Below are 21,328 nucleotides of genomic sequence, written 5' to 3'. Positions count from 1 at the left end.
TGCCGGAGGAGAGTACATGGCTCACCCCGACCGTCGGTCAGCGGGTGAGCGCAGTTGCAGGGTGTCTGTTCCGAGCCTGGCCTCAAGGGTGCTGAGGTTGCAACGCTCCTCGGAAGCCACAGATTCTAGCGATGCTCGGCGTCGCGTGCGCGCTCAGCTCGCGCCACCCCCTGCCAACAAATCGTCGCCCGGCATGGAAACGAGTGCCGGCCGCCCGACGATGAGCGGGTCCACGGCGCCCACGCGCTCGGGTTTGCGCTCGGCGTAGGGCAGGCGGTTCAGCACGAAGCGCATCGCGTTCAGGCGTGCGCGCTTCTTGCAATCGCTCTTGATGACGGTCCAGGGCGCGTCGGACGTGTCGCAGTGCAGGAACATCGCCTCCTTGGCGCGTGTGTAGTCGTCCCACTTGTCCAGGCTGGCCATGTCGATGGGGCTGAGCTTCCACTGCTTGAGCGGGTGCAGCTTGCGCTCCTTGAAGCGGCGGCGCTGCTCGGCGCGGCTGACCGAGAACCAGAATTTGAACAGGTGGATGCCCGAGCGCACCAGTTGGCGCTCGAACTCCGGCGTCTGGCGCAGGAACTCCTGGTATTCCGTCTCGGAGCAAAAGCCCATGACCCGCTCGACGCCGGCACGGTTGTACCAGCTGCGGTCGAACAGCACGATCTCGCCGGCTGTCGGCAGGTGGGACACGTAGCGCTGGAAGTACCACTGGCCGCGTTCCACCTCGCTGGGCTTCTCCAGTGCCACGACGCGGGCGCCGCGCGGGTTGAGGTGCTCCATGAAGCGCTTGATGGTGCCGCCCTTGCCGGCCGCGTCGCGCCCCTCGAAGAGGATGACGACGCGTGCGCCGGTTTCCTTCACCCAGGCCTGCAGCTTCAGAAGTTCCATTTGCAGCCGGTACTTCTGTTTCTCGTAGTTCCTGCGCGAGAGCAGGTTCTTGTACGGATAGCCGCCCTGGCGCCAGCGCGGGTTCAACGCAGTGTCGACGTCCGCCTCCGCCTCGGGGGTGATGGCGTCCTCGTGCTGGCGCAGCGCGCGACGCAGATGGCGGCGCTCGTCGGGCGAGCTGCCGTCCAGCAGCGTGGCCAGATCCTCCGCCAGTGCCTGCGGGCCGGCATCGCCCTGCTGGTGGCGGCGTAGCAGCTCGGCCAGCGTCTCGCTGCCCATGGCCTGGTGGCGCGTGGTGGCGCGGGCGACGCGGTGCTTCTCCAGCCCGGCCGCATCCAGCCGGGGCGAGGTGTCGCCGGCCGTGGTGCGGCGGGCGCTGCTGCGTCGCGGGGTCGGGCGAGCGGGGTCGGCGCTGCGGGCGCGGGGCGGGGTGGGCATAGGCATCGCTCCTCTTGATGACGGTTGGATGACGATGCTGCGCGCGGCCGTGCCGGCCCGGCTTGATCGCGGTCAAGACCGTGGGGGCTTCAGCCGCCCAGGCCGAGGAAGTCGTGCAGGCGTGCCACCTCGGCGTCCAGCGCCGGAGCAAAGGCGGCCTCGCGCGGCGGCTTGCCGGCCACATAGCCGACGTCGACCGTCAGCGCGCCGCCTTTCACGCTGGCATTGGCCCAGCCGATGACCTGGTCGCGCCACAACAGCGGCAGCGCGTAGTGGCCGCGCACCCGCTTGGGCGCCGGTGTGTAGGCCTCGAAGCGATAGGCCCAGCCCCACAGCAGCTCGAAGCGGCGGCGGTCCCACACCACGGGGTCGAAGGGCGCCAGCAGCCGCACCTGCGTCGGGATGCGCCAGCCTTGCCGGGGGTCTTCGTCGGCGGGCCAGTACCAGTCCACGCCGTCCACGTGGGCATGTGCCAGCCGCGCCTTGGCCCGGGCCAGCGTGGGCTTGCGCAGCGCCTGCCACTGGCGGGCGCCGCCGGCCAGCATGCTGATCAGCGTTGACAGGCTGCCGGCTGGCAGAGGCGCGTACTTCTGAATCACCGCATCGGCCAGCGCGTCCATCGCGGCCTGCGGGTCGGTTGGCGGCTGCCAGGGGTGTGCGAGGCGGTAGACGCGCGTGCCGTTGTCGCGTCGCACCACATCCAGATGGCCGCGGAAGTGGAGGCCGTCCAGCAACTCGGTCGACAGCCGGCTGTTGCCGCCAAACCAGTTCTTCACCGGGCCGTGACCCAGTGCCGCATCCACCTCGGCAGGGTGGGCCTCGCCCAGCCGCTCGACCTCCGCCAGCACGGCACGAGCGAGCTGCCAGCGCGCGGCATCCCATTCGCGGCGCGCGGTGCGCGGGTGCATGAGCGCGCGCAGCGCCGGCGTCACGAAGCCGTAGTTGATGAAGAAGTCTTCCTGCAGGTCGAGCCTGGGGTAGCGGCGCTCCAGATCGCCGGCCCGGTAGCCCTTGACGCGGTGGCGCAGCGTGAGGTCCTGGGCTCGTGCCGGCGCGCGCAGCGGGTCGGCCTGTACGAATCCGCCCAGGCGCTCCACGGCCGCCATTAGCGTGGCGGGGGCGAACAGGCTGCGCGCGACGGCGTGGCGGCGCAGCGCCGCGAGGTCGGGGGAGGCGTTCATGCGGGGCGGCGGCGGCCGGCGAGGCGGGGGTGTTCCAGGTTAGCAGGCGGGCGGATCGTCCCGCGCCCCGGCACTAGAATCCAAGGTTGCTTTGCGGTGGCCGCAGCCGCCCGACGAGCGATCAGATCTTCAAGGAAATCAACGTGTTCATCTCCAACGCCTACGCCCAGGCCGCCGCTCCGGCCGCCAGTACCGAGTCCGGCCTCCTCGGCATGCTGCCGCTGGTGCTGATGTTTGTGGTGCTCTATTTCGTCATGATCCGGCCGCAGATGAAGCGCCAGAAGGAGCACAAGGCCATGATCGAGGCGATCGCCAAGGGCGACGAGGTCGTGACGGCCGGCGGCATCCTCGGCAAGGTCAGCAAGCTGGGCGACAACTTCATCCACATCGAAGTCGCCAACGGCGTTGAGCTGCAGCTGCAGCGCAGCGCCATCACCCAGGTTCTCCCTAAAGGGTCCGTCAAGGCAGCTTGAAGTAAGCCGGCGCGACGCCACCTCCGGGTGCCCGCTGCGGCGCTGATCAGAAAGTCTCGAATGAACCGCTATCCGCTCTGGAAGTACGCGATCCTGCTCGTCGCGTTGCTGATCGGCACGCTCTACACCCTGCCCAACTTCTTCGGCGAAGCGCCGGCGGTGCAGGTGTCCAGCGGCAAGGTGACCGTCAAGGTCGACGCCTCGATGCAGGAACGCGTTGAGGCCGCGCTGAAGGCCGCCGGCGTCCAGGCGGACTATGTGCAGTTCGACGGCAACTCCGTCAAGGCCCGCTTCGGCGACACCGACACGCAGCTCAAGGCCAAGGACGCGATCAGTAAGGCGCTGAATCCCAACCCGGCCGATCCGTCCTACATCGTTGCGCTCAACCTGCTGTCGCGCTCGCCGCAGTGGCTGAAGGCGCTGCATGCCAACCCGATGTACCTGGGCCTGGACCTGCGCGGCGGCGTGCACTTCCTGATGCAGGTCGACATGAAGGCGGCCCTCACCAAGAAGGCCGAATCGCTGACCGGCGACGTGCGCACCCTGCTGCGCGAGAAGAACATCCGCCATGCCGGCATCAGCCGCGACGGCAACACCGTGGTTGTGGCCTTTCGCGACGCCGCGCAGCGCACGGCAGCGCAGGCGCTGCTGAAAGACCAGCTGTCCGACATCGTCTGGACCCCGCAGGGCGACGGCAGCGAGCTGCGCCTGAACGGCGAGCTGTCGCCGCAGGCGCGCACCGCCACGCAGGACGCAGCAATCAAGCAGAACATCACGACGCTGCACAACCGCGTCAATGAACTCGGCGTGGCCGAACCCATCATCCAGCAGCAGGGCGCCGACCGCGTCGTCGTGCAGTTGCCGGGTGTGCAGGACACCGCCAAGGCCAAGGACATCATCGGCCGCACCGCCACGCTGGAGTTGCGCATGGTGGACGACAGTGCCGAGGCCATCGAGGCGCTGAAGGGCAACGGCCCCGTGCCCTTCGGCACCGAGCGCTACATCGACCGCGGCTTCGGCCCCATCATCGTGAAGCGTCAGGTGCTCGTTACGGGTGACAACCTGTCCGATGCGCAGACCGGCTTTGACGACAAGCAGCAGCCCGCCGTGCACCTGACGATGGACGCCAAGGGCGGCCGCATCATGAAGGAGGTCTCGCGCGAGAACGTCGGCAAGCGCATGGCCATCCTGATCTTCGAGAAGGGCAAGGGCGAGGTCGTCACCGCGCCGACCATCAACTCCGAGATCAGCAACCGCTTCTACATCTCCGGCGCCATGACCACGCAGGAGGCGGCCGACACCGCCCTGTTGCTGCGCGCCGGCTCGCTGGCCGCACCGATGGAAATCATCGAAGAGCGCACCATCGGCCCGAGCCTCGGCCAGGAAAACATCGAGAAGGGCATCGCCAGCGTGACCTGGGGCTTCGTCGCCGTGGCCGTGTTCATGTGCGTGTACTACATGCTGTTCGGCGTGTTCTCGTCGCTGGCGCTGGGATTCAACCTGCTGCTGCTGATGGCCGTGCTGTCCATGATGCAGGCCACGCTGAGCCTGCCCGGCATTGCCGCCATGGCGCTGGCGCTGGGCATGGCCATCGACTCCAACGTGCTGATCAACGAGCGCGTGCGTGAGGAGCTGCGCAACGGGCTGCCGCCGCAGCAGGCCATCAACCTCGGCTACAAGCACGCCTGGGACACCATCCTGGACTCCAACGTCACGACGCTGATCTGCGGCCTCGCGCTGCTGATTTTCGGCTCTGGCCCGATCAAGGGCTTCGCCGTCGTGCATTGCCTGGGCATCCTGACGTCGATGTTCTCGTCCGTCGTGTTCTCTCGCGGCCTCGTGAACCTCTGGTACGGCCGCCAGAAGAAGCTCAAGAGCGTCTCCATCGGCCAGGTCTGGAGGCCTGATGGCGACCAGCCCGCCGCCGAAGCCACCGACGACGCCGCCAAGGCCTGAGGACAGTACCCCATGGAACTCTTCCGCATCAAACGGGACATCCCGTTCATGAAGCATGCGTTGATCCTCAACGCGATCAGCTTCATCACCTTCGCCGCCGCCGTGTTCTTCCTGGTCACGCGCGGCCTGCATTTCTCCATCGAGTTCACCGGCGGCACCGTCATCGAGGTGGCCTATCCGCAGGCCGCCGAGATCGACAAGACCCGCCACACCATCGAGAAGATGGGCTACGGCGAGGTGCAGGTGCAGAACTTCGGTTCTTCGCGTGACGTGATGATCCGCCTGCCCGTGCGCCCCGGCGAGAAGCAGACCGAGGTGGTCGGCAAGGTCTTTGCCGAGCTGTGCAAGGCCGAGGCCGGTACGGTCAGCGAACACCAAGAGGTGACGGCGCAAGGCGAGCAGGTCAGCAAGCAGAGCTGCAAGACTGCCGCCGGTGCCGAACCCCTGCAGCTGTCGCGCTCCGAGGTTGTCGGCCCGGCCGTGGGCGAGGAGCTGGCCTGGGATGCCGCCAAGGCGCTGGCGATGACGGTCGTTGGCATCATCATCTACTTGGCCATCCGCTTCGAGTGGAAGTTCGCGCTCGCTGGCGTCATCGCCAACCTGCACGACGTGGTCATCATCCTGGGCTTCTTCGCCTTCTTCCAGTGGGAGTTCTCGCTGGCGGTGCTGGCGGCCATCCTGGCGGTGCTGGGCTACTCGGTGAACGAGTCCGTCGTCATCTTCGACCGGGTGCGCGAGGCCTTCCGCAAGTTCCGCAAGCTGGACACGCGCGAGGTCATCGACCACGCCATCACGACCACGATGAGCCGAACCATCATCACCCACGGCTCCACACAGCTGGTGGTGGTGTCCATGCTGCTGTTCGGCGGTCCGACGCTGCATTACTTCGCCGTCGCGCTGACCATCGGCATTCTGTTTGGCATCTACTCCTCCGTGTTCGTGGCCGCAGCCATCGCGATGTGGCTGGGCGTCAAGCGTGAAGACCTGGTGAAGGCGACCGTGAATCGCGACGACCCCAACGACCCGAACGCCGGGGCCGTCGTGTAGAGTGACTTCGAACTCCCACCATCGCTGCGCCCTAACGCTCCCATGACCGCCGCCCGCAACCAGGCCCTGGCCACCCAGGCACGGCGCGTCTATCTCGAAGCCCTGGTGCGCGGCATGACGCCCCTGGTGGCTGCCGTCGGCCAGGGTGCTGCGCAGCTGCTGTCGCAGGGGGCGCCGCATGCGGTCATGCTGGCGCGGCGTGATGCGGTGCAGGCGTGGCAGAAGCTGGGCCCCAACTGGCAGATGGCTGTCGTCGGCGCGCTGCGCCACGCGGCCCAGCATGGCGTCAGCGACAACGCCCGTGAACACGACACCGGCGCAACGCCCCAGACGCACAAGATGAGCCTGGTGGACGATTCCACCATCGAGCGGGAGATCACCAGCTCGCGGCTCTCGCTGGTCATGATGGATCGCGCGACCTGGGAGTTCACCGACCTGCGCACCCGCATGCAGACGCTGGAGGCTCACGATGATCTCGAGCCGCTCGACCTGCTGCGCGCTCATGTCATCGCCCGCATCGCGCTGGACGCCTGGACCCGTGTGGGCCTGGATGCCCCCATTTGGCAGCTGCTGCATCACGAGCTGCATGAGGAGTTCGCCCAGCTCATCAGCGAGGCCTACCACGAGACCAACCGCTGGCTGATCGCCCAGAAGGTGCTGCCCGAGGTGGACCTGCGGCCTTTCATCCGCCGCACGGCCCAGGCCGCGCGGGAGGCGGCTGCCGCTGCTGGGGGGGCGCCTATCGCACCCGCTGTGGCAACGGCGGCCCCGGCCTCTGGCCTGGCGCCCTTGTCCACGCCGTCCGGCAGTGGCGAGCTGCCGCGCAGCCGCGCCAGCTCTCAGGCCGACGAGGTGATGGCGCAGTTGCAGCGCGTGCTGGCCCGTCACGTGCCCGGCTTCCCGGTCACCAAGAGCCAGGTGCCGGCCCGCCCAGGCGTTGGCAAGCCCAGCCTGGCCGGGCTCGGCGCTGTAGGCGCAGTGCCAGAGGCCGCCGTTGCCAAGCCCTCGCTGGCCGATGCCGAGCCGGCGGCGCCGGCGTCGCCGCGATTGATGGGTGCCATCCGCCATGCGCAGGATGCGTTCCAGCGCCGCCCCGCACCGGCCGCCGTCCCTGCGGCGGGCGGTGACAGCGGCCAGAGCGCACCGCGCCAGCTGGAGGAGATCGGCGCCCGCAACCAGGCCTTCAAGCAGGTCCTCAAGCAGGCCGCCAACTCGCCCGCCGAGCGCGCCACCATCGAGATCGTGGCCATGATGTTCCAGAGCATCCTGACCGAGGAGCGCATCCCGGCCTCGGTGCGTGTCTGGTTCGCGCGGTTGCAGATGCCGGTGCTGCGCGTAGCCGTGTCCGAGCCCGACTTCTTTGCAGCCGCCGACCACCCGGCACGCCGCCTCATCGACCGCATGGGTGCCTGCGTGATGGGCTTCAACGCGGCGCAGGCCACCGGCCCGGGTGCAGAGCGCGCCAGCGGTGATGCGCTGGAGCGCGAGATCAAGCGCGTCGTGCAGGTCGTCGAGGCCTATCCCGACACCGGCCGGCGTGTGTTCTCCACTGTGTTGACCGAGTTCGAGAAGTTCCTCGATCACTATTTCGAGAACGAGAACCAGGCCTCCAAGCGCGGCGTGTCGCTGGCCCAGCAGGTCGAGCAGCGCGAGACGCTGGCCATCCAGTACACCATCGAGCTGCGCAAGATGCTGTCCGAGGTGCCGGTGCAGGACGGCGTGCGCGACTTCCTGTTCCACGTCTGGGCCGACGTGCTGGCCGTCACGGCTGTGCGCACCGGTGCGCAGTCCGATATCACCAAGGCCATGAAGCGTGCGGCGGCCGACCTGATCTGGAGCGCCAGCGCCAAGTCCTCTCGCGAGGAGCGAGCCGACGTCATCCGCCGCCTGCCGCCGCTGCTCAAGACGCTGCGGGACGGCATGAGCCACGCCGGCCTGCCGACCGACAAGCAGGACGATCATGTGCGCCTGCTCAACAACGCGCTGGCGGCGGCTTTCACTGCCAAGACGGCTGCCATCCCGCGCGAGCGCCTGGACGAGCTGATGGACCAGTTGGAGACGCTGGAGGCCATGCTGCCCGAGGACGTCTCGGGCGACAGTCATGTCGACGAGATGCTGGTGCGCGACCTGTCCGGCCACGAGTCCGACGGCATGGAGGTCGTTGCCGAAGGCGGCTCGGCGCCGACGCCGGCCATGGTGGCCTGGGCGCGAGAGCTGCAGGTGGGTGGCTGGTTCATGCTGGACTACCGCGGCCGCAACGAGCAGGTGCAGCTGGCCTGGCGCGGGCTGCGCAAGCAGCTGGCGCTGTTCGTCACGCCCAAGGGCCGTGGTGTGCTGTTCTCGCTGAACCGCATGGCCGCCTTCCTGCAGGCCGGCCTGTTGCTGCCGGCGCAAGATGAGGCGCTGACCGTGCAGGCCACGCGCAAGGCGCTCGCCAAACTCGATGCTGACCCGAACCAGCTGCTGAAATGAAAACGGCGCCGCAAGGGGCGCCGTGTTGCTGCATTGAAGCTGATGCTCAGTGGATCAGCCGATCCTCGGGGGCGACGAACAGCTCGTCGAGGATGAGCGCATCGGGCTCCTCGCCCAGGCTCCAGAACACCATCAGCACGATGATCTTCAGGTCATCCAGCTCCATGCCGTTGCCGGCGATGGCCATGGCGCGGTCGATGACCATCTCGCGCATGGGGCCGGGCAACACGCCAGCGGATTCCAGGAAGCTGATGAAGCTGATGGAGGCCTCGCCGAGGTGGTCGATCTCGGACGCGGAGTACACGCGCAGCGCATGCGGGCTCTGCTCGGCCTGCACGGCCTCGCCCGCCGCCGCCAGGCCTTGCAGCCAGCTCAGCGCCTCCTGGATCTCCTCGTTCTCGAAGCCCACCGCCGTCAGCTTGCGCGTCAGCTGCGCATGGTCGGGGCAGGCGTCCGGGCGCCAGTAGGTCTCGTAGAGATAAACCAGGACATCGAACATCGTGAGGGAATGATAGCCCAGCGTTTCGGCGCGCCCGGCTGCGAATAACCCCCCGGATCAGCCCCTCATGCGAGCAGATAAGCTCGCTATCCCTTGCCGCGCCGCTGGAAGAGCTGGCCCGCCAGCCGGGCCACTTCGCCGTCCAGTTCCAGCTCCAGCAGGGCCGCGCTCAACTCGGCGGCCGGCCAGCCGCTGCGGGCCATCAGCGCATCCAGGCTGACGGGGTCGAAGCCCATCGCGTCCAGCAGCGCCTGCTGCTCGTGCGGCGTCTCGGTGATCTCGGGCGCGGCCGCCGGCGTGACGCCAGACAGCTCCTCCAGCACATCCTGCGCAGACTCCACGAGCTTGGCGCCCTGGCGGATCAGTGCATGGCAGCCACGCGCCTGCGGCGAATGGATGGAGCCGGGAATGGCGAACACCTCGCGTCCCGCCTCGACGGCCAGCCGCGCCGTGATCAGCGAGCCCGACTGCACGGCGGCCTCCACCACCAGGCAGCCCTGGCTCAGTCCGGCAATGAGGCGGTTGCGCTTCGGAAAGTTGGCGGGCAGCACCGGCGTGCCCAGCGAGTACTCGCTGAGGATGAGGCCGCCGGCGGCCAGCAGCCGCACCGCCAGGCCCGCATTCCGGCGCGGGTAGACCTGGTCCAGCCCCGTGCCGACGACAGCGATGGTGGCACCGCCAGCGTCGAGCGCGCCCTCGTGCGCGGCGGCGTCTACGCCCAGCGCCAGGCCCGAGACGATGGTGTAGCCGGCCCGGGCCAGCGCCTCGGCGAAGGCGCGGGCGTTGTCGCCGCCCTGGGCCGTGGGGTTGCGGCTGCCCACCACGGCCAGCGAGGGCGTGGTCAGCAGTTCGTGCCGGCCCTGCAGCCACAGCAGCAGAGGCGGGTCGGCGGTGGCCAGCAGCTGCGACGGGTAGTCCGGGTCGCCCAGGGCCATCAGCGTGTGGCCGGGTTCGGCCAGCCAGGCCTGGGCTTTGTCGATGAGCTCAGCCAGGTGCTCGGGCGGCTGGTTGAAGACGCTGCGCTGCTTGGGCGGCAGCGCCTGGTCCAGCGCAGCGGCCGGCAGCTGGAAGACTGCTTCGGCGCTGCCAGCCATGGCCAGCAGCCGCCGTGCGGCTTGGGGGCCAACGCTCTCGGTCAGCCGCAACCAGGCGGCTAGCTCGGCCGGGGTCATCAGGGTTGCGTGAAGCGGTCGCCGGGCTTGACCGGCTCCTTCACCGAGATGATCAGCGCGTAGGACACGCGCTCGTAGACCTCGAAGACAAACAGCACACCGTGGCGTTCGTCGGGCAGCTTGATGACCTGCGGGCGGTCCTGCGTCTTGTCGACGACAGGTTCGCCATCGCGCCACAGCGCAAACACATGGCCGCGCTCCACGCCATCGCGTTTGCCGCGGTTCAGCGCGACGATCTGGTTCTGGCCGGCGTTGATGGCCTCGCCGTAGATGGCGGCGATCTGGCCCGTCATCGGCCGGTCGGGTGCGTGGGGCACGTAGCGCTCGAGGTTGCGCTGCGGTGCCGGGGCGAGGCGGTCGCCCACGCCCACCTCCTGCTTGGCCTGGCTGATCTGCAGCGTGGCGGGCACGACCTCGGTCTTGCCGCTCGTCAGCCGGCGGTCCTCGCCGGGGCGGATCAGGTCAGCCGTGCCGACGTAGGGCGCCTCGTAGCCCAGGATCTCGTTGCTGGCCGGGTCGCGCAGCACGCGCGAGGTGCGGAAGATGCGGAAGTCCGTCGCGCCACGGAAGTTACCACGGGCGTAGGCCAGGTCGCCCTTGCCCAGCAGCACATGGCCTTCCTGCGTGGCGACGATGCGCGGCGCTGTGGCCAGCACATCGGTGTCGAAGACGACGGCGTCGGTCAGGAAGGGCTGGATCAGGTGCAGCGGGATGGACGGGATGGGGTTGTTGTCCAGCGCCGAGATGCGCATCTGCGGGCGCAGCTTGACGGTGTCTCCCGCGCCGCCGCCACCCACGCGCTGGCCGAACTGCAGGCGCGCGCGGCCGTCCACCTTGACCAGGTGCAGGATCTGGCCCGGGTAGATCAGGTGCGGGTTGCGGACCTGGTCGCGGTTCATGCCCCACAGCTCGGGCCAGCGCCAGGGGCTCTTCAGGAACAGCTGGGAGATGTCCCACAGCGTGTCGCCGGCGACGACGGTGTGGCTGTCGGGCGCGTTGGGCGCCAGCTCGGACAGCGGCACGCCGGCGCCCGCCACTTGTTCGGCCACGCGGCGCTGTTCAGCAGTGACGGGGAAGGCGGCGGACTGCGCCCAGGCCGCAGTGTTCGCGAGGGTCAGGCAGGCCGCAAGAACAGCGAGGTGGGCGGGGCGGGCAGCGGGCATCAGGCGCGGTCTCCGAGGGGGATCGCCGGATCGGCGAAAATCCCGGCGATTCTGCCCGCATTCAACCCCGGCGGCCGGTGCTTGCGAGTGCTTACAAAGCGCGCGCCGTGGCCGCCGGCCCACATCCCATGGCTCAACTCAACATCCTCCGCTACCCCGACCCGCGCCTGCACACCGTCGCCAAGCCCGTGGCCGAGGTCGACGCACGCATCCGCCAGCTCGTGGATGACATGCTGGACACCATGTACGCCGCCGACGGCGTGGGCCTGGCCGCGACGCAGGTGGACGTGCATGAGCGTGTCGTCGTCATCGACACCTCGCAGGAGCGCGACACGCCGCGCGTGCTGATCAACCCCGAGATCATCCAGCGCAGCGAGCGCATGGTGGACGGCGAGGAGGGCTGCCTGTCGGTGCCCACCATTTACGACAAGGTGCCGCGCCACGCCGAGGTGACCGTGCGCGCCACCAACCGCGATGGCGAGGTGTACGAGTTCAGCGCCGACGGCCTGCTCGCCGTGTGCGTGCAGCATGAGCTGGATCACCTGGCCGGCAAGGTGTTCGTCGAGTATCTGAGCTCGCTCAAGCGTGACCGCATCAAGACCAAGCTGGTCAAGAAGGCCCGCGAGGACGAGATCGAGTCCCGCCGTCGCCCGTCGCGGATCTGAGCGCATGCGCGTCGTCTTTGCCGGTACGCCGGAATTCGCCGCCGTGGCGCTGGATGCGTTGCTGGCCGCTGGCTTCAGCGTGCCGCTGGTGCTGACCCAGCCCGACCGCCCGGCCGGCCGCGGCATGAAGCTGCAGGCATCAAGCGTCAAGCAGCGTGCCGTGGCGGCCGGCATCCCGGTGGCGCAGCCGCAAGGGCTGAAGCTGGATGGCAAGTACGCCGGCGATGCCGCCGCCGCCCGCGAGGTGCTGCTGGCGGCGGATGCCGACGTGATGGTCGTCGCGGCCTATGGGCTGATCCTGCCGCAATGGGTGCTTGATTTGCCCCGGCGCGGCTGCCTGAACATCCACGCCTCGCTGCTGCCACGCTGGCGTGGCGCGGCGCCCATCCACCGCGCCATCGAGGCCGGTGACGCCGAGACCGGCATCACTGTCATGCAGATGGACGCCGGCCTGGACACGGGTGACATGCTGCTGGTCGAGCGCGAGCCCATCCGTGCCGACGACACCACGGCCGTGCTGCACGATCGCCTGGCCGCCCAGGGCGGGCGCCTCATCGTGCAGGCGCTGCAGGCGGCCCGCCTGCAGCGCACGCCGCAGCCAGTCGAGGGCGTGACTTACGCGCACAAGATTGAGAAGGCCGAGAGCACGATCGCCTGGACGCAGCCTGCGGCCGAGATCGAGCGCCGGCTGCGTGCCTTCGACCCCTTCCCGGGCGGCGTGGCCACGCTGGCCGGCGAGGCCATCAAGGTCTGGCGCGCCGAGCTGGTCGAGGGGTACGGCACGCCGGGTGAGGTCATCGCGCCCGGGCCGGTGGTGGCCTGCGGCCAGGGCGCGTTGCGCCTGATCGAGCTGCAGCGCGCCGGCGGCAAGCGTGGTCCGGCGGCAGCCTTCCTGCAGGCCCGCCCCATCGCAGTGGGCGAGCGCTTCGAGCTGCCGGCTTGAAATCCGCCCGGCGTGGCACCATCTGCCCGTCGTTGTCCACCACCGGAGTCTGCTGACATGTTCAACCTCGTGAAGACCGCCATCCTGATGGCCGCCATCACGGCGCTGTTCATGGCCGTCGGGGCCATGATCGGCGGCCAGACCGGCATGCTGATCGCGCTGCTCGTCGCGGTGGGCATGAACTTCTTCAGCTACTGGTTCTCGGCGGACATGGTGCTGAAGATGTACAACGCCCGCGAGGTCGACGCCTCGTCGGCGCCGCAGTTCTACGGCATGGTGGCCGAGCTGGCCCAGCGCGCCAACCTGCCTATGCCGCGCGTCTATCTGATCGACGAGGCCGCGCCCAATGCCTTCGCCACCGGCCGCAACCCCGACCATGCCGCCGTCGCGGCGACGACTGGCATCCTGCGTGTGCTGTCCGAGCGCGAGTTGCGCGGCGTCATGGCGCACGAACTGGCCCATGTGGCCCACCGTGACATCCTGATCAGCACCATCAGCGCCACCATGGCCGGCGCGATCTCCATGCTGGCCAACTTTGCGGCCTTCTTCGGCGGGCGCGACGAGAACGGCCGGCCCACCAACCCGATCGCCGGCATCGCCGTGGCCATCCTGGCGCCGATTGCGGCCAGCCTGATCCAGATGGCCATCAGCCGCGCCCGCGAGTTCGAAGCCGACCGGGGCGGCGCTGAGATCTCCGGCGACCCTGCCGCGCTGGCCTCGGCGCTGGACAAGATCCACCGCTACGCCCAGGGCATCCCGATGGCGCCGGCCGAGGCCCACCCGGAGACGGCGCAGATGATGATCATGAACCCGCTGTCCGGCGGCGGCCTGCGCGGTCTGTTCTCCACGCACCCGGCCACCGAGGAGCGCGTGGCTCGCCTGATGGCGATGGCCCGCGACGGCGGCCGGCGTTGATTCAAGCTGGCGCCCCGCACGCCGATAAGGTCTTCATGAAGCGTCTTCTTCTCGTGTTGCCCCTGCTCGCCGCGCTGTCCGCCTGCGAGCAGTTGGGCATCGAGGACCCCGCGAAGGTGGCGGCGGCCAAGGAGGCCGACGGCAAGGCCATCGGCAGTGCCTGCCGGCATGCGATGCGGGCGATCGAGGACTGCTACGTGCTCAACCCCAAGGCCCAGAAGGCGGCCGTACACGCCGGCTGGCGCGAGATGGACGAGTACATGCGCGAGAACAAGCTCGAAGGCGTGGCACCGGTCGTGCCGCGCCCGGGCGCCAAGCCCTCGCAGCCGGCCGAGGATGCCGAGGACAAGCCCGCCGAGAAGTCGACGGAGAAGCCGGTCGACAAGGCCAAGGCGCACTGACCAGCGCCGCCAGCCGCAGTTGGCGCCCTCTTTCCAGCGGATCGTCGCGCTCGGCGCGACTGGCACCACGAGGCTGGGCAACATGCATTCCATCGCAACCCGCTTGATGGAGCCCGCCATGAACACCTCCCGCCGCCTCTTCGCCCTTGGCCTGGTCAGTGCCGCCGTGATCTGCACCTCGGCCCACGCCTGGGGCTGGGGCAGCAAGAGCGAGCGCATGACCGGCACCGGCGACATCACGGCCGAGGCCCGGGACGTCAGCGGCTTTGACAGCGTCTCGCTCAGCGGCGGCTTCAATGTGCAGATCCGCCAGGGCGCGGGCGGCAAGATCGAGGTCAAGGCCGACCGCAACCTGCTGCCCTACATCGAGACGCAGCTGGACGGTCGCACGCTGCGCATCCAGCCCAGGAAGGGTTTCAACCTGTCGACGCAGACGACGCCCAGCCTCACGATCGAGATGCCGGCGCTGCGCAGCCTGGCGGTCGCCGGCTCGGGCACCATCAAGGTGGACGCGATGAAGACGGGCACCGTCGAAGCCGCCATCGCCGGTTCGGGCGACATCCGCTTCGCCAACCTGAATGCCGAGAAGCTGGCCATGAAGGTCAGCGGCGCCGGGGATATCGTGGCCAGCGGGCGTGCCGCGAGCGCCTCGATCACCATTGCCGGCAGCGGCGACGTGAAGGCGGCCGAGCTGGTGGCCGACGAGGTCAAGGTCAGCATCGCCGGCAGCGGCGACGCGCGGGTCAACGCGACGAAGAAGCTCAATGTCAGCATCGCGGGCTCGGGCGATGTGCGCTACGTCGGCTCGCCGGAGATCTCCTCCTCCGTCGCCGGTAGCGGCGGCGTGACGCGCATCGACAAGTGAGCCCCTTGCGGCCGTGAGGCCTGCGCGGGCGCCTGCCCGGCCGCGGCGCCTGCTGCGCCGACAATGGTGGCATGCAGCTCGTTGAACGACTGCGTGCGCTGGCGGCGGATGCCGATTTCCGCCAAGGCGTGCGCGACATGGCCTCCCCCTCGCTGGGGCTGGCTGCCTGGGGCCTGGTGACCGGCGTCACGATGGTAAAGAGCGGCCTCAGCCTGCCGCTGGCCTTCGGCATGTCACTGCTGGTGTTTGCCGGTAGCGCGCAGCTGACGGCGCTGCCGCTGATCGCGGCCGGCGCGCCGCTGTGGGTGCTGCTGGCCACGGCCTTCTGCGTGAACCTGCGCTTCGTCATCTTCAGCGCGCAGTGGCGCCACTACTTCGGCCACCTGCCGCGGGCCCAGCGGCTGATGCGGACCTACTTTGCCGCCGACCTGAACTTCGTCTACTTCGTCAAGCGCTTCCCCGACCCCGTGGCCCAGCCGGCGCAGCAGCGCTACTTCTGGGGCGGCGTGGCGGTGAACTGGCCCACCTGGCAGGCCTGCTCCTTCACCGGCATCCTGCTGGCCGACAGCATTCCGGCACACTGGGGCATCGGCTTTGCCGGCGTGCTGGCGCTGCTGGGGCTGTCGTACTCGCTGCTCAGCGAGAAGACGCTGTGGTGGGTGGCGCTGACTGCCGGGGCCGTGTCCATCGCTACGTATGCTTTGCCGCTGAAGCTCAACATCCTGTGCGCCATCGTCGCGGCCGGGGCCGTGGGCTGGTGGTTGGATGCCCGCAAGGCGCGCCATGAGTGACGCGATGACCTGGGTGGCCCTGTTCGGGCTGGGCGTGGTCACGGTGATCACGCGTGGCTTCTTCATGATCAGCGACCAGCCGCTGCCCATGCCCGGCTGGCTGCGCGAGCTGCTGAAGGTGGCACCGCTGGCGGCGCTGGCGGCCGTCGTGGCGCCGGAGATCTTCATGACGCAGGGCCAGCTCATCACCACCTGGCAGGACGCGCGCTGGCCCGGCGCGCTGGCCGCGACGGGCTACTACTTCTGGCGCCGCGACATCCTCGGTACTATCCTCGTCGGCATGGCGGTGATGCTGCCGCTCAAGCTGGGCTTGGGCTGGTAACCGCGCCGGAACGCGGGGCGGTGAGAATGCCGGCAGTTTTCATCAACTGCACCGCCCGACCATGAACGTCATCCGCTTCTCCGACCTGATCGCCGCCGGCAAGGTGGCCGGCCAGCGCGTCTTCATCCGCGCCGACCTGAACGTGCCGCAAGACGATAACGGCAAGATCACCGAGGACACCCGCATCCGCGCCTCGCTGCCTGCTATTCAAGCCGCGCTGGACGCCGGCGCTGCCGTGATGGTCACGTCCCACCTGGGCCGCCCGACCGAGGGTGAGTTCAAGCCCGAGGATTCGCTGGCCCCGGTGGCCGAGCGCATGGCTGAACTGCTGGGCCGTCCGGTGCCGTTGAAGGCCAACTGGGTTGACGGCGTCGACGTGGCCCCGGGTGAGCTGGTGCTGCTGGAGAACTGCCGCGTCAACAAGGGCGAGAAGAAGTGCAGCGAAGAGCTGTCGCAGAAGCTGGCCGCGCTGTGTGACATCTTCGTGCACGACGCCTTCGGCACCGCCCACCGCGCCGAGGCCACGACCTACGGCATCGCCAAGTTCGCCAAGGTTGCCTGCGCCGGCCCGCTGCTGGCCGCCGAGATCGACGCCATCTCCAAGGCGCTGGCCAACCCGAAGCGCCCGCTTGTGGCCATCGTCGCCGGCTCCAAGGTGTCAACGAAGCTGACCATCCTGCAGGCTCTCGCCAGCAAGGTGGACGGCCTCATCGTCGGTGGCGGCATCGCCAACACCTTCATGCTGGCCGCCGGCCTGAAGATCGGCAAATCGCTGGCTGAGCCCGACCTCGTCGATCAGGCCAAAGCCGTCATCGACGCCATGGCCGCCCGCGGCGCCGCCGTGCCGATTCCTGAAGACGTGGTCACGGCCAAGCGCTTTGCCGCCGATGCCGAAGCCACCGTCAAGGCCGCCACCGATGTGGCCGACGACGACCTGATCCTGGACATCGGCCCCAAGACCGCTGCCAAGCTGGCCGAGCAGCTGAAGGCCGCCGGCACCATCGTCTGGAACGGTCCGGTCGGCGTGTTCGAATTCGACGCCTTTGCGCAGGGCACCGAGACGCTGGCCCGCGCCATCGCCGACAGCAGCGCCTTCAGCATCGCCGGCGGTGGCGACACGCTGGCGGCCATCGCCAAGTACGGCATCGAGGGTGACGTGGGCTACATCTCCACCGGCGGCGGCGCCTTCCTGGAAGTGCTGGAAGGCAAGACGCTGCCGGCGTTCGAGATCCTCAGCCAGCGCGCCGCCGGCTGATTGACGAACTGCCAGCGCGCTGCGGGCTGATTCCGTCACGTGCGACCCGGCCGCCCCGGATGGACGCCGGGTCAGGCGGGCCGCCACAATGGCCCGATGGTTCTCCGCTGGCTGCTCGCCCTGCTCGTCGTCTTGACGCTGCTGGGCCTATTGGCCAACGAGCGCTGGATGACCCGCCGCGTCGTGCTGCACGGGCAGGGGCCGACCCAGCGGCTGGAGGTCGTGGATGACAGCGGCAGCGGTGGCGCGAGCCACGCGGCGCTGGTCAGCGCTGCCGATGGTGCGAAGGCCTTGCGATGCGAGATCAAGCCCGGCTTCGACTGGCCGTTCTGCGAGCTGCAGTTCGAGTCGGCCCGCGGCGACCTGGACCTGACCCGTTTCAGCAGCCTGCGGTTGTGGGCCAGCGTCAGTGGCCCGCAGAAGGACGGCGGGCCGGCGCAACTGCGCGTGTTCCTGCGCAGCTTCCACCCGGACTACCCGGGCAAAGGCGGCGGAGAGGACCTCAAGCCCCACGAAGTCATCTTCGCGCCAGCAGGCCTGGCCATGCCGGTGGAGCTGCGGTTGTCGCAGTTCATGGTCAGCTCCTGGTGGGCACAGACCCATCCGCTGCCCGTGCACCTGATGGGCCCGCAGCTGGACCGTGTGCGGGCCATCAGCTTCAGCACCGGGGGGCAGGTGTTGCCTGGCGAGCATGTCATCCGCATCGAGCGCGCCGAGCTGATCGGCCACTGGGTGCCGCCCGAGACCTTCCGGCTGGGCCTGGTGGGGCTGTGGATGTTCAGCCTGCTGGGCTATCTGGTGTGGGAGAGCTGGCTGGTGCGGGCGCGGCTGCGCCGCTCGGTGAAGCGCTCGCAGGCGCTTGAGAAGCTGGCGCTGCGCGACCCGCTGACCCAGGTGGCCAACCGCGAGGGCCTGAACCGCGCGCTGGAGCTGCTGATGCGGGCCCAGGGCGAACTGATCTTCCCGATGTCGGTCGTGTTCGTCGACGCGGACTACTTCAAGCGCATCAATGACGAGCACGGCCACGAGGTGGGTGACCAGGTGCTGACGCTGCTGGCACAGACGCTGCGCGCCAATCTGCCGCGTGATGACCTGGTGGCGCGCTGGGGCGGCGAGGAGTTCGTGCTCGTGATGCCGCAGACCCCGGCCGACGAAGCCGTGGCTGTGGCCGAGCGGCTGCGTGCTGTGCTGGCCCGCACGCACTGGCCGGCTGGCCTGGCCGTGACGGCCAGCTGGGGCGTAGCCGAGGCCTGCAACGAGGCCGGGCTGGAGGCTGCGATGCGTGAGGCCGACCAGGCCATGTACCGCGCCAAGCATGCCGGGCGTGACCGCGTGATATCGGCTTCGGCATAGATTGCCAAGAAACCGGCATCAAGCCGGGCTGAAACGCGGCGTAATCTCGTGGGTTCCCTCTGCGAGACCGACCGCCATGGAAAAGAACAACGCTCCCTTGTCGCCTGCCGAAGCCGCGCTGCGCGACGCTGCCCGTGAGTACCACCGCGCCCCGACGCGCGGCAAGATCTCGGTCACCCCGACCAAGGCCTTGAGCAACCAGCGCGACCTGTCGCTGGCCTACTCGCCGGGCGTGGCTTACCCCTGCCTGGACATCGAGCAAGACCCGGCACTGGCTGCCGAGTACACCTCGCGTGGCAACCTCGTTGGCGTCATCACCAACGGCACGGCCGTGCTGGGGCTGGGCGACATCGGCCCGCTGGCGGCCAAGCCGGTCATGGAAGGCAAGGGCTGTTTGTTCAAGAAATTCGCCGGTGTCGACGTGTTCGACATCGAGCTGGCCGAGCGCGACCCGGACAAGCTCATCGAGATCATTGCCGCGATGGAGCCCACGCTGGGCGGCATCAACCTCGAGGACATCAAGGCGCCCGAGTGCTTCTACATCGAGCGCGAGCTGTCCAAGCGAATGAACATCCCGGTGTTCCATGATGACCAGCACGGCACGGCCATCATCTCGTCGGCCGCGCTGCTGAACGGGCTGGAGCTGGTCGGCAAGGACATCGGTGCGGTCAAGGTGGCCGTGTCGGGCGCCGGCGCGGCGGCCATCGCCTGCCTGGACGTCATGGTGGGCCTGGGCGTGAAGCGCGAACACGTGTTCGTGTGCGACTCGCGCGGCGTCATCCAGAGCGAGCGTGAAGACGCCCGCAGCGGCAAGCTGGACGAGTCCAAGCGGCGCTACTGCCAGGTCACGGCGGCACGCACGCTGGCGGATGTCGTCAATGGCGCCGACGTCTTCCTGGGCTGCTCGGCCGCCGGCGTGCTGACGGCCGAGATGGTCAAGACCATGGGCACGCAACCCATCATCCTGGCGCTGGCCAACCCGGAGCCCGAGATCCGCCCCGAGCTGGCCAAGGCTGCGCGACCGGACTGCATCATCGCGACGGGCCGCTCGGACTACCCCAACCAGGTCAACAACGTCCTGTGCTTCCCCTACATCTTCCGCGGCGCGCTGGACTGCGGTGCGACCAAGATCACCGAGGGCATGAAGCTGGCCTGCGTGCGCGAGATCGCTGCGCTTGCCAAGGCCGAGACCAGCGATGAAGTGGCTGCCGCCTACGCCGGCCAGGAGCTGGCGTTCGGGCCCGACTACCTGATCCCCAAGCCCTTCGACGCGCGCCTGATCCTGCGCATCGCACCTGCCGTTGCAGCGGCGGCGGCGGCCGACGGCGTGGCCACGCGGCCGGTGGAGGACCTGGCCGCCTACCGCCAGTCGCTGGAGCGCTTCGTCTACCAGACTGGCATGTTCATGCGGCCCGTGTTCAACGCGGCCAAGGCCGAGAAGGCGCGTGTCATCTATGCCGAAGGCGAAGACGAGCGCGTGCTGCGCGCCGTGCAGGTGGCGCTGGACGAGGGCATCGCCCGGCCTACGCTGATCGGCCGCCCGGCGGTCTTGGAAGCGCGCATCCAGCGCGCCGGCCTGCGCCTGAAGCTGGGCGAGGACGTGGCCGTCATCGATCCCGAGGACGATCCGCGCTTCCGCCAGTACTGGGAGGCGTACCACGCGCGCATGAAGCGCAACGGCGTGACGCCGGAGATGGCCAAGTCGGCCGTGCGGCGCTCCAACACCGCCATCGGCGCGCTGGCCATCGAGCTGGGCGATGCGGACGCGATGATCTGCGGCATGGTCGGCAAGTTCGACCGCCACCTGGAGCAGGTGCGCGACCTCGTCGGCCTGGCACCCGGTGCGCGCCAGTTCGCCGCGATGAACGCGCTGATGCTGGAGCAGATGACGCTGTTCATCACCGACACCTTCGTCAACGATGACCCGAGCGCCGAGGAGCTAGCCGACATCGCCGCGATGGCCGCCGAGGAGGTGCGCCGCTTCGGCCTGCCGCCCAAGCTGGCGTTCGTGAGCCATTCCATGTTCGGCTCCAGCACGCGGCCGTCGGCGCTGAAGATGCGCCGCGCGCACGAGCTGTTCGCAGCCGCCCACCCCGAGGTGGAGTGCGACGGCGAGATGCATGGCGACGCGGCGCTGTCGGAAAGCGTGCGTCAGGCCTTCCTGCCGGACAGCAAGCTGACCGGTGCGGCCAACCTGCTGGTGCTGCCGACGCTGGACGCCGCCAACATCCTGTTCAACGTGCTGAAGATCAGTGCCAGCCAGGGCGTCACCATCGGCCCCATGCTGCTGGGCGCCGCCAAGCCTGTGCACATCCTGACGCCGTCGGCCACGGTGCGCCGCATCGTCAACATGACGGCTCTGGCGGTGGCTGATGTGCGCGAGGCCAGGCTGAGCCGCGGTTGACCGTCATTGCGGTTTTGTGCGGGCCGAGCGCCGGGCCGCTCCCAAGCCGGCCCGCGTTGGCGATGTGCTCGCGGCTCGATGCTGCGAGCTTCGCCGTCCCCCCGGGGGACCGACCGACCTCGCTC

General features: G+C 69.0%; 19 protein-coding genes and 1 riboswitch. Of the genes, 14 read left to right on the top strand and 5 right to left on the bottom strand.

The window, feature by feature from the left end; translation table 11 throughout:
• Positions 1–39: 39 nt before the first annotated feature.
• Positions 40–117, bottom strand: a riboswitch (S-adenosyl-L-homocysteine riboswitch).
• A 36-nt stretch (positions 118–153) separates the two neighbouring features.
• Positions 154–1,332, bottom strand: coding sequence for a polyphosphate kinase 2 (gene ppk2 / locus ACG0Z3_RS17480; RefSeq protein ID WP_394399768.1), 1,179 nt, complete (start codon positions 1,330–1,332; stop codon positions 154–156).
• Between the two features lie 83 nt (positions 1,333–1,415).
• Positions 1,416–2,507, bottom strand: coding sequence for a DNA glycosylase AlkZ-like family protein (locus ACG0Z3_RS17475; RefSeq protein ID WP_394399766.1), 1,092 nt, complete (start codon positions 2,505–2,507; stop codon positions 1,416–1,418).
• Positions 2,508–2,650: 143 nt separating this feature from the next.
• Between ACG0Z3_RS17475 and yajC the strand changes: the two genes are divergently transcribed.
• Genes yajC through ACG0Z3_RS17455 form a run of 4 tightly spaced genes read left to right on the top strand, consistent with a single transcriptional unit; the run spans position 2,651 to position 8,455 of the window.
• Positions 2,651–2,980: a preprotein translocase subunit YajC gene (gene yajC, locus ACG0Z3_RS17470; RefSeq protein WP_394399764.1), complete on the top strand. Its 330-nt coding sequence runs from the start codon at positions 2,651–2,653 to the stop codon at positions 2,978–2,980.
• 60 nt (positions 2,981–3,040) lie between these two features.
• Positions 3,041–4,936, top strand: a complete 1,896-nt coding sequence (gene secD / locus ACG0Z3_RS17465; RefSeq protein WP_394399762.1) for a protein translocase subunit SecD — start codon at positions 3,041–3,043, stop codon at positions 4,934–4,936.
• A 12-nt stretch (positions 4,937–4,948) separates the two neighbouring features.
• Positions 4,949–5,983, top strand: coding sequence for a protein translocase subunit SecF (gene secF / locus ACG0Z3_RS17460; protein ID WP_394399761.1), 1,035 nt, complete (start codon positions 4,949–4,951; stop codon positions 5,981–5,983).
• Between the two features lie 42 nt (positions 5,984–6,025).
• Positions 6,026–8,455, top strand: coding sequence for a DUF1631 family protein (locus ACG0Z3_RS17455; protein ID WP_394399760.1), 2,430 nt, complete (start codon positions 6,026–6,028; stop codon positions 8,453–8,455).
• Between the two features lie 46 nt (positions 8,456–8,501).
• On the opposite strand, the gene ACG0Z3_RS17450 is transcribed toward ACG0Z3_RS17455, so the two are convergent.
• The 3 genes from ACG0Z3_RS17450 to ACG0Z3_RS17440 form a co-directional block, all read right to left on the bottom strand.
• Positions 8,502–8,954 carry a Smg family protein gene (locus ACG0Z3_RS17450; RefSeq protein WP_268166839.1) on the bottom strand — a complete coding sequence of 151 codons (453 nt, stop codon included), beginning with the start codon at positions 8,952–8,954 and terminating at the stop codon, positions 8,502–8,504.
• Positions 8,955–9,040: 86 nt separating this feature from the next.
• A complete protein-coding gene (gene dprA / locus ACG0Z3_RS17445) occupies positions 9,041–10,126 on the bottom strand; it encodes a DNA-processing protein DprA (protein ID WP_394399759.1) in 1,086 nt (361 codons plus the stop codon).
• Entirely contained in the window at positions 10,126–11,289 is a 1,164-nt protein-coding gene (locus ACG0Z3_RS17440; RefSeq protein WP_394399757.1) for a LysM peptidoglycan-binding domain-containing protein, read from the bottom strand. Before ACG0Z3_RS17440 ends, dprA begins: the two co-directional genes overlap by 1 nt.
• 128 nt (positions 11,290–11,417) lie before the next feature.
• On the opposite strand from ACG0Z3_RS17440, the gene def reads away from it, so the two are divergent.
• The 10 genes from def (at position 11,418) to ACG0Z3_RS17390 (ending at position 21,203) form a co-directional block, all read left to right on the top strand.
• On the top strand, positions 11,418–11,954 hold the full coding sequence (def, locus tag ACG0Z3_RS17435) for a peptide deformylase (RefSeq protein ID WP_394399756.1): 537 nt from the start codon (positions 11,418–11,420) through the stop codon (positions 11,952–11,954).
• Positions 11,955–11,958: 4 nt separating this feature from the next.
• Complete coding sequence (gene fmt, locus ACG0Z3_RS17430) at positions 11,959–12,897, top strand: methionyl-tRNA formyltransferase (RefSeq protein WP_394399754.1); 939 nt, start codon at positions 11,959–11,961, stop codon at positions 12,895–12,897.
• A 57-nt stretch (positions 12,898–12,954) separates the two neighbouring features.
• Complete coding sequence (gene htpX, locus ACG0Z3_RS17425; RefSeq protein WP_394399752.1) at positions 12,955–13,812, top strand: zinc metalloprotease HtpX; 858 nt, start codon at positions 12,955–12,957, stop codon at positions 13,810–13,812.
• 35 nt (positions 13,813–13,847) lie between these two features.
• Entirely contained in the window at positions 13,848–14,213 is a 366-nt protein-coding gene (locus tag ACG0Z3_RS17420; protein ID WP_394399750.1) for a hypothetical protein, read from the top strand.
• Positions 14,214–14,331: 118 nt separating this feature from the next.
• Complete coding sequence (locus tag ACG0Z3_RS17415; protein ID WP_394399748.1) at positions 14,332–15,078, top strand: head GIN domain-containing protein; 747 nt, start codon at positions 14,332–14,334, stop codon at positions 15,076–15,078.
• A 71-nt stretch (positions 15,079–15,149) separates the two neighbouring features.
• Positions 15,150–15,869: an AzlC family ABC transporter permease gene (locus ACG0Z3_RS17410; protein ID WP_394399746.1), complete on the top strand. Its 720-nt coding sequence runs from the start codon at positions 15,150–15,152 to the stop codon at positions 15,867–15,869.
• Positions 15,862–16,191 carry an AzlD domain-containing protein gene (locus ACG0Z3_RS17405; protein WP_394399744.1) on the top strand — a complete coding sequence of 110 codons (330 nt, stop codon included), beginning with the start codon at positions 15,862–15,864 and terminating at the stop codon, positions 16,189–16,191. The genes ACG0Z3_RS17410 and ACG0Z3_RS17405 overlap by 8 nt, the downstream gene beginning before the upstream one ends.
• 61 nt (positions 16,192–16,252) lie before the next feature.
• Complete coding sequence (locus ACG0Z3_RS17400) at positions 16,253–17,446, top strand: phosphoglycerate kinase (protein ID WP_394399742.1); 1,194 nt, start codon at positions 16,253–16,255, stop codon at positions 17,444–17,446.
• 96 nt (positions 17,447–17,542) lie between these two features.
• Positions 17,543–18,799, top strand: coding sequence for a GGDEF domain-containing protein (locus ACG0Z3_RS17395; RefSeq protein ID WP_394399740.1), 1,257 nt, complete (start codon positions 17,543–17,545; stop codon positions 18,797–18,799).
• 76 nt (positions 18,800–18,875) lie between these two features.
• On the top strand, positions 18,876–21,203 hold the full coding sequence (locus ACG0Z3_RS17390; protein WP_394399738.1) for an NADP-dependent malic enzyme: 2,328 nt from the start codon (positions 18,876–18,878) through the stop codon (positions 21,201–21,203).
• Positions 21,204–21,328: the final 125 nt, after the last annotated feature.

Origin of the sequence: Pelomonas margarita, assembly GCF_043555875.1 — a bacterium.
In the GTDB taxonomy this organism is placed as follows: domain Bacteria; phylum Pseudomonadota; class Gammaproteobacteria; order Burkholderiales; family Burkholderiaceae_C; genus Pelomonas; species Pelomonas margarita.
Note: the sequence above shows the minus strand (reverse complement) of the source record. Positions and strands in the feature narration are given on the sequence as shown.